The following is a 12267-nucleotide window of genomic DNA, read 5'->3' as shown; positions in this document are numbered from 1 at the left end:
GAAATCGTGGCGGGGGCGGCCGACGGCCACCACCGGTTTACGTCCGGCTCACGACGCCGCGGCGGCCCCCAGCAGCAGCCCGGTGAACGCCCCGCCGAGCATGAACGGCCCCAGCGGGATCGCCGACTCGCGTCCCGCCCGGCGCAGCGCGACCAGCCCCAGCCCGTAACAGCCGCCGTAGAGCAGCCCAGCGAGGCCGCCCACGACCACCACGGACCACCCGTACCAGCCGAGCGCCGCACCCAGCGCCAGCGCCAGTTTGACGTCGCCGAAGCCCATGCCGGACGGGTTGACCAGGAAGAGCACGAAGTAGGCGGCGCTGAGGACGAGTCCGCCGAGCAGAGCGGTGGGCCAGGAGCCGCCGGCGGCGGGCAGCGTGGCGGCGACGCCGAGGAGTACGGCGAGCGCGGCGGCGAGCGGCAGCGTCAGCACGTCCGGCAGCCGGTGCACGCGCAGGTCGACGAGGGAGAGCAGCACACCGGCCGGTGCGGCCGACAGCCAGACGGCCGCCTCGGGGCGCGGGCCGGTCGCGGCGGCGAGCGCGGCGCACACGAGCGCGGTGACGGTGGCGACGACCGGGACGCTCGGCCCGTACGCCGCGCAGTCCCCCGCCTCATCGCCCGTGCAGCGCGCCCGGCCGACCCAGCCGCCGAACGCCCCCGTGATCGGATGCCCGCCGGGACAGTCCCCGCGCCACGGCCGCTCGGCCTCCACCGACAGCCGGTGCGCGGCGCGGGGCACGAGCAGCCCGGCGCCCGCACCCCACAGGGCGGCGACGACGATCAGCAGTACGCGCACGCCGGGACCCTAGTGGGACTCGGCCGGGTGCCGCATGGGCCCGTGGACCCATGCGGCGCCCCCGCGGACCCACTGCGGTGACGGCCCGCGTACGGATACGGTCGACCGGCGGTGTTCGCGACGAGGCGGGGAGGCGGACCGGACGTGGGACGACGCTGGCGGGACGGGCGAGCGAGGCTGGTCGTGCACGGGGACGCCGACGGTGCGCCGGAGCGGGTGACCGTCCCCCTCGAACTGGCGACCTCCTACCGCGCCCGTACGAGAGGCCTGCTGGGCCGTGACTCCGTCGACGGGGCGCTCCTGCTCTCCCCCGCGAGCGGCATCCACACCTTCCGCATGCGGATCCCCATCGACGTCGCCTATCTGGACCGCCGGCTGCGCGTCCTCGCCGTCGTCACCATGCGGCCGGGCCGCCTGGGCCTCCCCCGTCTCCGCTCCCGCCACGTCCTGGAGTCGGCCGCGGGCGCCATGGCGGGGTGGGGGGTCAGGCCGGGGGTGCGGGTGGAGGTGGTGGAGGAGGTGCGGGAGGCGAGGTAGTGGCGTTCGTTCACGGTGTTCCCGGCCGCTGGGACGTGACCTCGGGGTGTGGCGCCGTGACACCGTCGAGGAGCGGCTGCGGGATGCCGCGCAGGTGGAGGTCGAAGAGGGCGGCCACGTAGTCGCGGGTCGTACGCCACCCGCGCTCCGCGGCCGCTTACGCGTACCTCTTCGGCCGCATCACGTCGGCTCCAGGTGGTCACGGCCCCGGCGGTGGTCAGCTCGCCGTGCGCGGGAACGTCACCTCCACACGGCGGTTCTTCTTGCGGCCGTCCTCCGTGGAGTTGTCCGCGATGGGGTAGTCCTCGGCGTAGCCGCGTACGTCGAACGTGACGTTCGGGTCGTTCAGCTCCTGGGACAGGACGTCCTGGACCGCGTTGGCGCGCTGCTTGGACAGGACCACGCCGTGTTCGTGGCTGCCGAGGTTGTCGGTGAAGCCGAAGACGCGGACCTGGGTCGCCCGCTGCCTCTTGATCTCCTGCGCGACCGCGTCGATACGGGACTTCGCCTGGTCGCTCAGTTTCGCGCTGTCCTTGGCGAACAGCACCTCGGCCTGGAGGGCGAACGTCACGTCCGTGTTGGTGTCCTCGCGGCGCTCCTCGCCGCCCTGGTCCTCGACCACCGACTTGATGTCGAGCACTTTGGGCGCGGCGAGAGTGGCGCCCTCGGGTAGCTTGAGGTCCGGGTCGTTCGGGTCCACCTTCACGGGGGCGGAGGCGGAGGCCTCGGTGCCCGGGGGCACGCTGGGGGCGGTGTCGTCCGCGCGGGCCGCCACTGCGCCGTAGAGGTTCACGGCGACCATCATGGTGGCGGCGGTGAGGGCGAGGGGGAGGCGGGTGTGGGTCATGGTGGCCGCCTCACCCGGAGATCTTGATGGTGCCGCTGGAGAAGGTGGGGAGTTGGAGCGTGACGTCGGTGGTGTTGGCCGGGGGGGAGGGGAATTGCATGAAGACGGGGATGGTTTGGCCCGAGTCCACGGTGCCCAACCCAGTTGTCGTCAGCGGGCGCCCCTCGGTATCCCGAAGGACGTAGTAACGCTTCTTGCCTTTCGCATCTACCAAGGTGCCACCTCCCAGCGAGATCCCGTGCTGGATGATCTCGGTCTCATCACCACTCACCTGAGCAGGAATAGGTACAGACTTGGCGCCATCGTTCTTCAGGTTGCCACCCACGGTGACAAATCCACCGGCATCCCTCTGCGCCGACATGACTTGGATCGTTAGTCCATCCGGGCCCCTGAGTTCCGCCATGGGTGTCTCAGGCTTTCCTTCCTGAGCACTCGGGTCGGGGGCATCACTCTTAGAGGCAGCTGTCGATGTGGTCGGTTTCTTGCTGTCATCGCCACCTCCACCGCAGCCGACCGCACCGGCGGCGAGCCCGACCACAACTGACAGCGCGACCATCCCCCTGCGAGCCTTGACAGTGAACCGAGTGCTCATCGCTCTGCTTCCTTCTTCGCTCGTCATTCGCTTATTGGTCAGCCAGATGAACATCGAAAAGGTCCTGGGGCTTAGGAAGGCTGCTGGGGTTCTTCGGGTCTACCTCCCAGTCCCTCTTGCAGGTGAGGCGCGGCAATTCATCGGGCCCGTGGTCTGCAGCCACAGGTTTGATGACGTCGCAGAGTGGCTCGATGACGGCAGTGGCATGGGCTTTTGAATGCCTGCTGGAAGTTATGGGGACCACGGATTCCCCTATGACCTTGTTCGTCTCCACTGAGACCGTGTAGCTCAAAAAGCCAGTCGTGCAACCCCCGCCAGGGATGTGCGCGTCGTTCTGCCCGGCGAGTTCAGACGCACGCCAGCATGAAGACTGAGGAACTTGGCCTTCGCCGTGGAGTATGTCCTGCCATTTGGCCGGGTCGAGTATGGCCTTCGTCCACTCGTCCGCCAACTGATCCCGCGTGTCCTGAGCCGCTGCGAGCGCTGCCGCGTCAGCCGCCGTCTGCGCTCCGCCCCTGCTCACCGTTGCCTGACCGACCGCGAAGTAGGCGAGCGCAAGGAAGAGCAGGCCCCCCACCACCGTGATGTAGATGGGGAAGGCCTGCCCGGCGTCACCGTACTGGCGAGAGCGTGTCAATTGCCGACCTTGCCGATAAGGCCTGTGATCTTGGTGAGGATCGTCTGCCCGATACTCGTCCCCGTGATGGCCAGCACGATGGCCACCACCACCGCGATGATGCCCAGGTACTCCACCGCGGTCTGGCCCTTGTCGGCGGTTCGCCGCTGGAGTGCCGCGGCGGTGGTGTTCTTCCAGCCGTTCACGCGGACCTTGGTCGCAACCGCGGTCTTCAGCATCAGGTCGCTCATGGTGTTCCCCTCCGGGTCGGGTCTCGGTGCCGCTGGCGCCATCGGGACCGTAGGACGGAAGGCGCCGTGAGGCGGAGGGCCCTTGGGCCCATTCCCGGGCCCAAAGAAGGAGTCGGCCGTGCCTCGTGCGCACCGTCGTCATCACGGGTCACCTCGGTCCCTGCGCGGAGCCGGGGGCCGTGCCCAGCCACTTCGCGGCGGCCTCGGCGCGGCTGGTGCTGTGGAGCTTGGCGAAGATGCGGTTGATGTGGTTCTTGACGGTCTTCTCGCTGATGAAGCAGGCGGCGGCGATCTGGTGGTTGGTCATGCCGGACGCGATGAGGTCCATGATCTCCGCCTCCCTCGCGCTGAGTTGGTACCTCGACCTGTCGACGGTGGCCGGCCGGCCACCTGTCCACCCGGACGACGACTGTCCCATATCAGGTTGCAGTTGCGAAAGACTTTCCGCAGATTCGTGACGTCCGTTGGCTGTTGGGGAGGTCTTGTCGTGTGCAGTCGCATCGCCCAAGTCCTCCGGCAACCTGCCCCGCACCTGCGGCGAGGGATGGTCGCGGCGCAGCTGGGCCAGCAGCGCGCCCGCTGCCGTGTGGGTGAAGTGGGCCCTGCCCTCCTTGACGTCCCGTACCGCCGTCACCAGTTGGTCTGCCGTGAACTCGCCGTGCACCAGATAGCCGCCGGCGCCTCTGCGCAGGGCCTCCTGGACGATCTCGGACTCGCGGCTGTAGGTGAGCATCACGACCGGAGCCATCTGTACCAGGTACGGCAGCGCGGAGAGGCCGTCCACGCCGGGCATCCGCACATCGAGGAGCACGACGTCCGGGTGGGTGCGCCGGGCGGCCTCCCACGCCTCGCGGCCGTCGGCGGCCTCGGCCACCACCGTGATGTCCGCGCGGCCGGAGAGCAGGGCCGTCAGGCCCGCGCGGACCACCGGGTTGTCGTCCGCCACGATCACCCGTAGGGGGGTGGCGGCGGCCGGGGGGCGCGGGAAGGGTTCGGGCGGGTGCGGTGTCGGATCGGGCACCGGTGCCTCCTCTCGGGGCGTGGTCGGGGGTGGGATCAGGTCGGGGTGCTCGTCAGGGCGTCCAGGGGGAGTTCGAGGCGGACCTCCGTGCCCCTGAGGCGGCAGCCTGGGCCGATGCGGATGCGGGCTCCCACCGAGGCGGCGCGCTCCACCATGCCGACCAGGCCGAAGTGTCCGGCGCCGCGCAGCTGTTCGAGGGTGGTTCCCGGAGGCAGGCCGGTGCCGTCGTCGTGGACGCTGATGCGGAGCAGGTCGCCGTGGACGCCGGCCCGTACCTCGACCCGGGTCGGGGACGCGTGACGGTGGGCGTTCTCCATGGCCTCGGAGACGATGCCGAGGAGCTGGCGGGCGACGGCGTGCGGGACCGGGGGAAGGCTTTGTCCGCCGCCGGTCGGGTTCGGGCGGCAGGTCGCGGTCAGGCCCGTGCGGGTGGTGAAGTCCTGTGTCAGCACGGACAGTTCCGCGACCATATGCGTGCCGTGGGAGGGGGCGGTCTCGCGGCGCAGGTCGGTGAGGAGTTCGCGGGACTCGGCGGCCGCCCGGCGGGCCGAGCGGGCCACGAGTTCCGCCTGCCGGCGCACCAGGGCCGGCGTCATGCGGTCGGTTCCCGCCGAGGCGGCCAGGCCGTCCGCGGCCAGCGCGACTCCGTGCAGCGTCTTGGCCACCGAGTCGTGCATCTCCCGGGCGAGGCGGGCGCGTTCGGCGGCCACCGCCTCCGTGGCCGCCAGCCGGGCCTGGACCGCGGTCAGGGCCCTGGTGGCCTCGCCGAAGCGCAGGAGCAGGTTGCGCAGGGTGACGCCGGCCGCGCCCGCGATCACGCACAGGCCGGGGAACAGGGCGGACTGGGCCAGGTCCGCGTGGAGCTGCCTGGTGCCCGCGTAGACGGCGAGCAGGATCAGCGACTGGAGGGAGGCGAAGATACCGGCTCCCCGCCAGCCGTAGACCAGGCCGGCGAGCAGGGGTGTGCAGACGCTGACATAGGCCAGGGTGCTGTCGGTGCCCGCGGCGATGAGGAGCAGTGCGCCGAAGAGGGTGTCCAGGGCGAGGAGGGTGGGGTGGCGCAGGAGGAGGGGGCCGAAGCGCTCCCAGTCCCGGAAGAGGACGTAGGAGCCCATGAAGGTGACGATCACGGCTGTGCTGACGAGGCGGGTGGCGAGGCCGGGGGCGGCGTTGAGGAGGGCGGAGGGGGCGGAGAGGGCGATCATCGCCAGACGGAAGGCGAAGACGTGGCGGCACATCGCCTGCAGGGCGCTGATCTGGAGTTTTTCGGGTGCGTAGCCCTGCGGGGCCTGGGGGGCCTGGGGCGTGGTGATCTCGGCTCCGCGTTCGGCCGCTTCGGGGTTCCCGCCCGCACCGTCGTCCGTGCGGGTTCCGTCGTCAGGTGTCGGTGGCCCCTGCGGGGTCCGTTGGCCGTCGGCGGCCGGCCGGCCGGTGACGGGACTCGGCGGGGCCGGCCGCCCCCGCCCCTCCCTCGTCGGCATGTGCGTGGCCACCCGCCCTCACTTCCCCGTGACGGAGTCGAAGTCGACGCCGGAGCCCAGGAGCAGGCCCGTGCCGAGGAGGATCATCGTGGCGGGGACCATGAAGGTGGTGATCATCATGGTGGCCTTGGGGACCGCGCGGGCGGCCTTGCGGCGGGCGTTCTGCGCGTCGGTGCGGCGCATGTCCTTGGCCAGGGACACGAGGGTGTCGACGATCGGCGCGCCCAGTTCCTCGCCCTGCTGGAGGGCGGAGACGAACATGGCGACCTGCTCGGAGTCGTTGCGGCGGCGCAGTTCCGCGAAGGCCTGGCGGCGGCTCATGCCGAGGTCCATCTGCCGCAGGGTGATGCGCAGTTCGTCCGCCCAGGGGCCCTCGTACCGGGAGGCGACGCGGTCCAGCGCCTGACGGAAGCCGAGGCCCGCGCTCACCACGACGGCGAGGACGTCGAGGAAGTCCGGCAGGGTGCGTTCGATGACGTCCTTGCGGACGCGGATGGCCGACCAGATGCCGACCTCCGTCCACAGCGCGCCGAACGCGAGCAGGATCAGCGCCACGAAGTACTGGCCCCGCAGGACGAACACCAGTCCGCCGACGCCGCCCAGGAAGCCGTACACCGCCCGTCTGGCCGCGTAGCGGTCGATGGTGAGGCCGCCCGGGTTGCCGGCCATGTCGATCTTGCGGCGGTACCTGGCGACGAGCCCCGGGCCCATCAGGCGCAGCACGGCGGGGGCGTAGCGCATGCCGAGCCGGTCGATGACGGAGTCCACCGCTCCGGTGCGGGTGGAGCCGACCTCCAGGGCGAGCGCGAGGTCGCTGGGGAGTCGGGCGTCCGCCCGGTACATGCGGATGCCGGCGAAGACCCCCCAGACGCTGAGGCCCATCACGAGTGCGAGCAGCAGTGCCATTGCCGTCCTCCTCCTTCCGTGTGCGGGCCGGGTCAGACGTCGATGCGGGACAGGCGGCGGATGAGGAAGAACCCGACGGCGTACAGCGCGAACGCGACGATGACCGCGCCCTGCCCGATCGGGGAGCCCGTCATGCGGTCCAGCGCGCCGGCCTTGACGCCGTTCATCAGGAACAGCGCGCCGACGCCGAGCACGGGGACCGCGTACGAGGTCATGTTGACCTGGGAGAGCTGGGTGCGGACCTCGCGGCGGGTCTCCTTGCGTTCCTCCAGGGTCTCGGTGAGGTTGCGCAGGGCGCTCACCACCTGGCCGCCGGCGCGGTTGGACAGGACCAGCGTGGTGACCAGGACGACGAGTTCGCGGGAGGGGAGCCGGTCGGCGAGTTCTCCCAGGGCGTCGTCCATCGACGCGCCCAGGGCCAGCTGGTGGGCGACCTTGCCCAGTTCCTCGCCGGCCGGGGCCTCCAGTTCCTCGGCGGCCATGCCGACGGCGGTGCGCAGGGCGAGGCCGGCCTGGGTGGCGTTGGCGAGGATGCGGGCCAGTTCGGGCAGCTGGTTGATGAACTTCTCGATCCGCTTCTGGCGTTGCCAGCCGAGGAACTGCAGCGCCGCCCAGATGCCGAGGAGGCCGGCGAGCGGGCCGAAGAAGGGGGCCAGGGCGGCCTGGCCGATCAGCCAGAGCGCGGCGACCGCGGCGAGCATGTAGACGAAGAACTCGCCCGGGGTGACGTCCAGGCCGGTGGCGGCGAGCCGCAGCTCCAGCCTGCGGCCGAGCCTGGTGCGGCGCAGGCGGCGGTCGAGGCCGCGGAAGCGGCGCCGGCGGCCGGAGGTGACCTGCCCGGTCTGGGCGAGCCGGTCGACGAGCGCCGCCCGCTGGGCCCTGCCGGTGGTGTAGGCGTGCAGGCCCACGACGGCCAGCACGCAGGTCAGCAGCGTGACGCCGGTGGTGAGGGTGACGAGGGTGCTCAGTTCCATGGGGTCGGTTCCTACCTGCCTACCTGGCTTCTCGGGTGGCCAGCTGTTCTGCGGAGTGGGCGACGCCGAAGGCCTGGGGGATCGGCTGGCCCGCCATGTAGAGGCGGTCGGCGGCGCGGCGGGGCAGCGGGTGGTACGCGAAGGCGCCGTGGATCCGGCCGTCGGCCGCCATGGGTCGCGCGGCGAAGCGGGCCACGGTCGTCAGCCGGTACGGCTCGCTGCCGTGACTGTCGAGCAGGGCGATCTCGGTGACGCGGCGGGCGCCGTCGGCGAACCGGGTGAGCTGGACGATCACGTCGACGGCGCTGTTGATCTGGTCGTGCAGGGCCGGGAAGGGGATCTCGACGTCGGACATGGAGGCCAGGGTCTGCAGCCGCATCAGCGCGTCCTCGGCGCTGTTGGCGTGCACGGTGGCGAGCGAGCCGTCGTGGCCGGTGGACATCGCCTGGAGCATGTCCAGCGACTCGCCGCCGCGGACCTCGCCGACGACGATGCGGTCGGGGCGCATCCGCAGGGAGTTGCGGACGAGGTCGCGGATGCTGATCTGGCCGCGGCCCTCGACGTTCGGCGGGCGGGACTCCAGGCGGATGACGTGGGCCTGCTGGAGCTGGAGTTCGGCGGAGTCCTCGATGGTGATGATGCGCTCGCCGCCGGGGATCAGGCCGGACAGGGCGTTGAGCAGGGTCGTCTTGCCGGTGCCGGTGGCGCCCGAGACGATGATGTTGAACTTCGCCTGCACCAGTCCGGCCAGCAGGTACAGCATGGGCTCGTCGAGCGAGCCGAAGCCGATCAGCTCCTGGAGGGTGAAGGAGCGCGGGAAGCGGCGGATGGTGAGGATCGGGCCGGTGAGCGACAGCGGCGGGATGATCACGTTGACGCGCTCACCGGAGGGGAGACGGGCGTCGACCATGGGGTTGGTCTCGTCCACGCGGCGGTTGACCGTGGAGACGATCCGCTCGATGGTCTGCATCAGCTGCTCGGTGGAGGCGAAGTGGAACGGCAGCTGTTCGACCCGGCCGCCGCGCTCGACGAAGATCGCGTCGGGGCCGTTGACCATGATCTCGGTGATGGAGGCGTCCTCGAGGAGCGGTTCGAGGATGCCGAGGCCGAGCGCCTCGTCGACGACGCGGCGGATCAGCTGGGCGCGTTCGACGGTCGACAGGACCGGTCCCTCGCGGCTGATGATGTGCCCGAGGACGCGCTCCAGCCGTGCCCGGCGGTCGGCGGCGGCCAGCGAGCTCATCTCCGCGAGGTCGATCTCCTCCAGCAGTTTCGCCCGGTAGGAGGCGACGAGGTGACCGTCCTCGCCCCGGCTGCCTTGCTCCTCGGGGGAGTTGATGCGTGCGCGGAGGCTCATGGGTCCAGGGCTCCTCGGTCCGTTCCTCGTTCAGCGGGTCGGCGGGTGGTCGAGCGGCATGGTCGCGTCCTTGCTGGTGCTGCCTATGGGGTCCCACATGGGGATGATGGACGGGATGCGGACCGTGGCGGTGACGGTGACCGTGCCGTCGCCCGGGGCCTCGTCGCAGGTCGTACGACCCCGCAGCGAGGAGGACACGGCCTCCAGGCAGCCCTGCTGGGCGCTCAGGTCCAGTGAGGCGGCGCGCGCCCCCGCCCGCGCCGCCGTGCCGGCCTGCTGGGCGCTGTAGGCGACGAGGCCGATCTGGATGACCCCCATGGCGACCAGCATCAGGATCGGGACGAACCCCAGGTACTCGATGGCGACCTGCCCGCGGTCGCGGCCCGAGCGGCGCTCGGGCGGGCCGCCCCGGTCGCGGCGGTGAGCGCGGGCGGGCGGGCGGGCGTACGGCGGCTCAGTCATCCGTCACCTCCTCGACGGCGCCGGCGTGGGCCTTCACCTGGATGGGGAAGTCGATCAGTCCGGGGACGAGGACGGGCACGTGCAGCTCGACGGTGGCCCTGATGTAGCCGCTCCCCCGCCCGCCGCAGGTGATGTCGGCCCCGTCCTGCCATGCGCTCGGCAGGTCCTTCACGCCCTCCCGCTGACAAGCGGCCTCGGGGTCCCCCTGCGCCGCCGTCCCCGCACGCACCGCCTCGTCCGCGGCGTTCCCCGCGAGCGTGTACGTGTAGCCGAGCAGCACGCACTGCCACAGCAGCACCAGCGTGATGATGATGGTCGGCGCCATCCCGAGGAACTCGATGGCGACCTGCCCGCTGTCGCCGCGTAAGCGCGACGCCCCGCGTCTGTTCATCCTCCCGCCTCCCTGCGGCGCCGGAAGCTCACCGAGCCCCGGTCGCCGCCGCGCATCCGGCCGCCGCTCCTGCGCTCGCCGTCGGCCCTTTTGACGAGGCCGAGTTCGGCGGCGAGGCCCCACAGGGCCTGCTTGACGGTGCTCTTGTTGTCGAGTTCGTGGAGGCGGCCGGCGTCGACGGCTCCCTGGAGTTCCTTGAAGGCGGCCGGGACGGCGGTGGCCGCGACCGGCGTGGCGGTGATCTTCTGGATGAGCGGCGGCTGGATCTCCGTGCCGCGGGTGTGGCGGTTGACGACGACGGTCGTCTCCTCGGCCTTGCGGATCTGCAGCCGGTCCCACATCCGCACCGTCCGTTTGGCGGCGCGTACGGCGACCACGTCCGGGGTGGTGAGCAGCAGCGCGGTGTCGGCCATCTCCACGGCGGCGGCGCTCGCCCCGTCCAGCCGGGCGCCGCAGTCCAGGACGACGACCTCGTAGCGGGAGCGCAGGGCGCTGACGATCTGGCGGGCGGCGCGGTCGGTGACCTCCTCGCCGCGTTCGCCCTCACCGGGGGCGAGGAGCAGGGCGATACCGGTGTCGTGGCGGAAGACGGCGTCGGCGAGGACGCGGGGGGAGATGTCGGTGATGGCGGCGAGGTCGACGACCGAGCGGCGGAACTGGACGTCCAGGTAGGAGGCGATGTCGCCGCTCTGGAGGTCCATGTCGACGAGGGCGGTGCTGTGCCCGGAGGCCTGCGCGGCCAGCGCGAGCTGGACGGCGGTGAGGGTGGCGCCGACGCCTCCCTTGGCGCCGCTGACCGTGATCACGCGTCCGCCGACGCCGGTGAACACGTCGCCTCCGTGGCCCAGATGGCGTCGTACGCCCACCGACCACTGGGCCACCGCCTGGACCCGGCTGGCCAGTTCCTCGTACCCCAGGGGCAGGGCGACCAGGCCGCGCGCGCCGGAGTCCATGGCGGCGGAGAACAGGCCGGGGCTCGCGTCGGAGGTGATGAGGATGACGCCGACGGCGGGGAAGCGCAGGGCCACCTCGCGGATCAGCTCCAGGGCCGGTACGGGACCGATCCGCTCGTGCACCACCACGACCTCGGGCAGTTCGTCGACGGACTCGGCGGCCAGGCGGGCGAGGGTGTCGATGAGCTGGGTTGAGTCGGCGACGGGGGTCACCGGCTCCGCGTCGGGGAGCTGGCTGAGGAGTGTGGTGATGGACCGGACCGCGTCCGCGTCGCCGGCTGCCGGGAGGATCCTGGTGGGCATGGCTGCGGGCCTCTCACTTGTCTTTCGCGAGTTCGTAGGTCCGGTCCTTGGCCGGGACGCCGGTGTCGCCGCCGGGCGCCACCAGCGCGAGCCGGACCCGCTGGGCGAAGGACTCGGCGTAGGTGACGCGCTGGGCGTCGAGGGCGGAGAGCGCGAAGGTGATGGGGACGACCTCGCTGGGCTGCTGGCTCCTGTTGTCCGCGTTGGGGTCGAGGGCGGTGATGCGGCCCACGTCGAGCACCTTGGCGTCGGTCACGATGATCTTGGACTGGGCGGGGTCGCCCTGCCGCTGGCCCGCGAAGGTGGCGTAGACGTTGACGGTGGAGCCCGGGGTGATCTTGCCGGCGACGCCGGTGGCCGCGTCGATCATGATGGCGACCTCCTGCTGCCCGGGCCGCAGGGCGGGCTGGTTCACGATCATGTCGTTCTGCAGCAGCGAGCCCTGGCGCAGTGTGGTGACGGCGATCTTGCCTCGGATTTGGGCGAGGTCGGTGACGGCGTTCGGCGACAGCCACCGCTTGGGCATCCTGATCTTCTCGAACTGGCTCGTGTCCAGCGTCGTGTACGGCTTCACGTCGGTCCGGAGCTGGTAGGCGGTGACCTCGGGGCCGACCTTGGACTTGACGTCGCCGATGACGGAGAGCACGCCCGCGAAGGCGCCGAGGGCGCACAGGACGGACAGGAGCAGGAGTATCACGCCGCGGCGCTGACGGGAGTTCATGAACCGTGCAACCTCGTTGGATAGCGGTCGAGCGGAGCTGATGGCGGGCGGTTCGGG

General features: G+C 71.4%; 15 protein-coding genes and 1 pseudogene. 1 reads left to right on the top strand and 15 read right to left on the bottom strand.

The genetic code is table 11. The features are described from left to right. Positions 1-48: 48 nt before the first annotated feature. Positions 49-798, bottom strand: coding sequence for a prepilin peptidase (locus tag ACH5A8_RS26745; RefSeq protein ID WP_399006066.1), 750 nt, complete (start codon positions 796-798; stop codon positions 49-51). Between the two features lie 144 nt (positions 799-942). Between ACH5A8_RS26745 and ACH5A8_RS26740 the strand changes: the two genes are divergently transcribed. Then, the gene (locus ACH5A8_RS26740; protein ID WP_399006064.1) at positions 943-1335 is read left to right on the top strand and encodes a DUF192 domain-containing protein; all 393 of its coding nucleotides are present in this window, start codon (positions 943-945) and stop codon (positions 1333-1335) included. A 10-nt stretch (positions 1336-1345) separates the two neighbouring features. Here ACH5A8_RS26740 and ACH5A8_RS26735 read toward each other — a convergent pair. From ACH5A8_RS26735 to cpaB, 14 genes and pseudogenes are all read right to left on the bottom strand, one after another. Continuing rightward, positions 1346-1483: pseudogene (locus tag ACH5A8_RS26735) on the bottom strand (alpha/beta hydrolase); the annotation flags it as partial. Positions 1484-1552: 69 nt separating this feature from the next. Further along, positions 1553-2182, bottom strand: coding sequence for an OmpA family protein (locus ACH5A8_RS26730; RefSeq protein ID WP_399006062.1), 630 nt, complete (start codon positions 2180-2182; stop codon positions 1553-1555). A gap of 10 nt (positions 2183-2192) precedes the next feature. Further along, positions 2193-2774: a hypothetical protein gene (locus ACH5A8_RS26725; RefSeq protein ID WP_399006568.1), complete on the bottom strand. Its 582-nt coding sequence runs from the start codon at positions 2772-2774 to the stop codon at positions 2193-2195. Between the two features lie 31 nt (positions 2775-2805). Beyond that, positions 2806-3411 (bottom strand): pilus assembly protein TadG-related protein, encoded by a 606-nt coding sequence (locus tag ACH5A8_RS26720; protein ID WP_399006060.1) that lies wholly within the window; start codon positions 3409-3411, stop codon positions 2806-2808. After that, positions 3408-3641 (bottom strand): Flp family type IVb pilin, encoded by a 234-nt coding sequence (locus ACH5A8_RS26715; protein WP_399006058.1) that lies wholly within the window; start codon positions 3639-3641, stop codon positions 3408-3410. The genes ACH5A8_RS26720 and ACH5A8_RS26715 overlap by 4 nt, the downstream gene beginning before the upstream one ends. A gap of 148 nt (positions 3642-3789) precedes the next feature. Further along, on the bottom strand, positions 3790-4662 hold the full coding sequence (locus tag ACH5A8_RS26710) for a response regulator (RefSeq protein WP_399006057.1): 873 nt from the start codon (positions 4660-4662) through the stop codon (positions 3790-3792). Between the two features lie 35 nt (positions 4663-4697). After that, positions 4698-6143 (bottom strand): sensor histidine kinase, encoded by a 1446-nt coding sequence (locus ACH5A8_RS26705; RefSeq protein ID WP_399006055.1) that lies wholly within the window; start codon positions 6141-6143, stop codon positions 4698-4700. Between the two features lie 18 nt (positions 6144-6161). After that, a complete protein-coding gene (locus ACH5A8_RS26700) occupies positions 6162-7049 on the bottom strand; it encodes a DUF5936 domain-containing protein (protein WP_399006053.1) in 888 nt (295 codons plus the stop codon). A gap of 32 nt (positions 7050-7081) precedes the next feature. Beyond that, the gene (locus ACH5A8_RS26695) at positions 7082-8023 is read right to left on the bottom strand and encodes a type II secretion system F family protein (protein WP_399006051.1); all 942 of its coding nucleotides are present in this window, start codon (positions 8021-8023) and stop codon (positions 7082-7084) included. 19 nt (positions 8024-8042) lie between these two features. Continuing rightward, entirely contained in the window at positions 8043-9380 is a 1338-nt protein-coding gene (locus ACH5A8_RS26690) for a CpaF family protein (protein WP_399006049.1), read from the bottom strand. Positions 9381-9410: 30 nt separating this feature from the next. Continuing rightward, the gene (locus ACH5A8_RS26685; protein ID WP_399006047.1) at positions 9411-9842 is read right to left on the bottom strand and encodes a TadE family protein; all 432 of its coding nucleotides are present in this window, start codon (positions 9840-9842) and stop codon (positions 9411-9413) included. Beyond that, positions 9835-10233, bottom strand: coding sequence for a TadE/TadG family type IV pilus assembly protein (locus ACH5A8_RS26680; protein WP_399006045.1), 399 nt, complete (start codon positions 10231-10233; stop codon positions 9835-9837). Before ACH5A8_RS26680 ends, ACH5A8_RS26685 begins: the two co-directional genes overlap by 8 nt. Continuing rightward, on the bottom strand, positions 10230-11489 hold the full coding sequence (locus ACH5A8_RS26675) for a CpaE family protein (RefSeq protein WP_399006043.1): 1260 nt from the start codon (positions 11487-11489) through the stop codon (positions 10230-10232). The genes ACH5A8_RS26680 and ACH5A8_RS26675 overlap by 4 nt, the downstream gene beginning before the upstream one ends. Before the next feature lie 13 nt (positions 11490-11502). After that, the gene (gene cpaB / locus ACH5A8_RS26670; RefSeq protein ID WP_399006041.1) at positions 11503-12210 is read right to left on the bottom strand and encodes a Flp pilus assembly protein CpaB; all 708 of its coding nucleotides are present in this window, start codon (positions 12208-12210) and stop codon (positions 11503-11505) included. Between the last annotated feature and the right edge of the window lie 57 nt (positions 12211-12267).

This window comes from Streptomyces sp. NPDC018610, from assembly GCF_044391765.1.
GTDB lineage: Bacteria > Actinomycetota > Actinomycetes > Streptomycetales > Streptomycetaceae > Streptomyces.
This window is presented reverse-complemented; position numbering and strand designations above follow the sequence as displayed.

Excerpts from the sequence above, each read along its gene's own strand:
- ACH5A8_RS26700 (WP_399006053.1), bottom strand. The coding sequence starts at position 7,049 with ATGGCACTGCTGCTCGCACTCGTGATGGGCCTCAGCGTCTGGGGGGTC.
- ACH5A8_RS26730 (WP_399006062.1), bottom strand. The coding sequence starts at position 2,182 with ATGACCCACACCCGCCTCCCCCTCGCCCTCACCGCCGCCACCATGATG.
- ACH5A8_RS26695 (WP_399006051.1), bottom strand. The coding sequence starts at position 8,023 with ATGGAACTGAGCACCCTCGTCACCCTCACCACCGGCGTCACGCTGCTG.
- ACH5A8_RS26715 (WP_399006058.1), bottom strand. The coding sequence starts at position 3,641 with ATGAGCGACCTGATGCTGAAGACCGCGGTTGCGACCAAGGTCCGCGTG.
- ACH5A8_RS26705 (WP_399006055.1), bottom strand. The coding sequence starts at position 6,143 with ATGCCGACGAGGGAGGGGCGGGGGCGGCCGGCCCCGCCGAGTCCCGTC.
- cpaB (WP_399006041.1), bottom strand. The coding sequence starts at position 12,210 with ATGAACTCCCGTCAGCGCCGCGGCGTGATACTCCTGCTCCTGTCCGTC.
- ACH5A8_RS26685 (WP_399006047.1), bottom strand. The coding sequence starts at position 9,842 with ATGACTGAGCCGCCGTACGCCCGCCCGCCCGCCCGCGCTCACCGCCGC.
- ACH5A8_RS26725 (WP_399006568.1), bottom strand. The coding sequence starts at position 2,774 with ATGAGCACTCGGTTCACTGTCAAGGCTCGCAGGGGGATGGTCGCGCTG.
- ACH5A8_RS26690 (WP_399006049.1), bottom strand. The coding sequence starts at position 9,380 with ATGAGCCTCCGCGCACGCATCAACTCCCCCGAGGAGCAAGGCAGCCGG.
- ACH5A8_RS26680 (WP_399006045.1), bottom strand. The coding sequence starts at position 10,233 with ATGAACAGACGCGGGGCGTCGCGCTTACGCGGCGACAGCGGGCAGGTC.
- ACH5A8_RS26675 (WP_399006043.1), bottom strand. The coding sequence starts at position 11,489 with ATGCCCACCAGGATCCTCCCGGCAGCCGGCGACGCGGACGCGGTCCGG.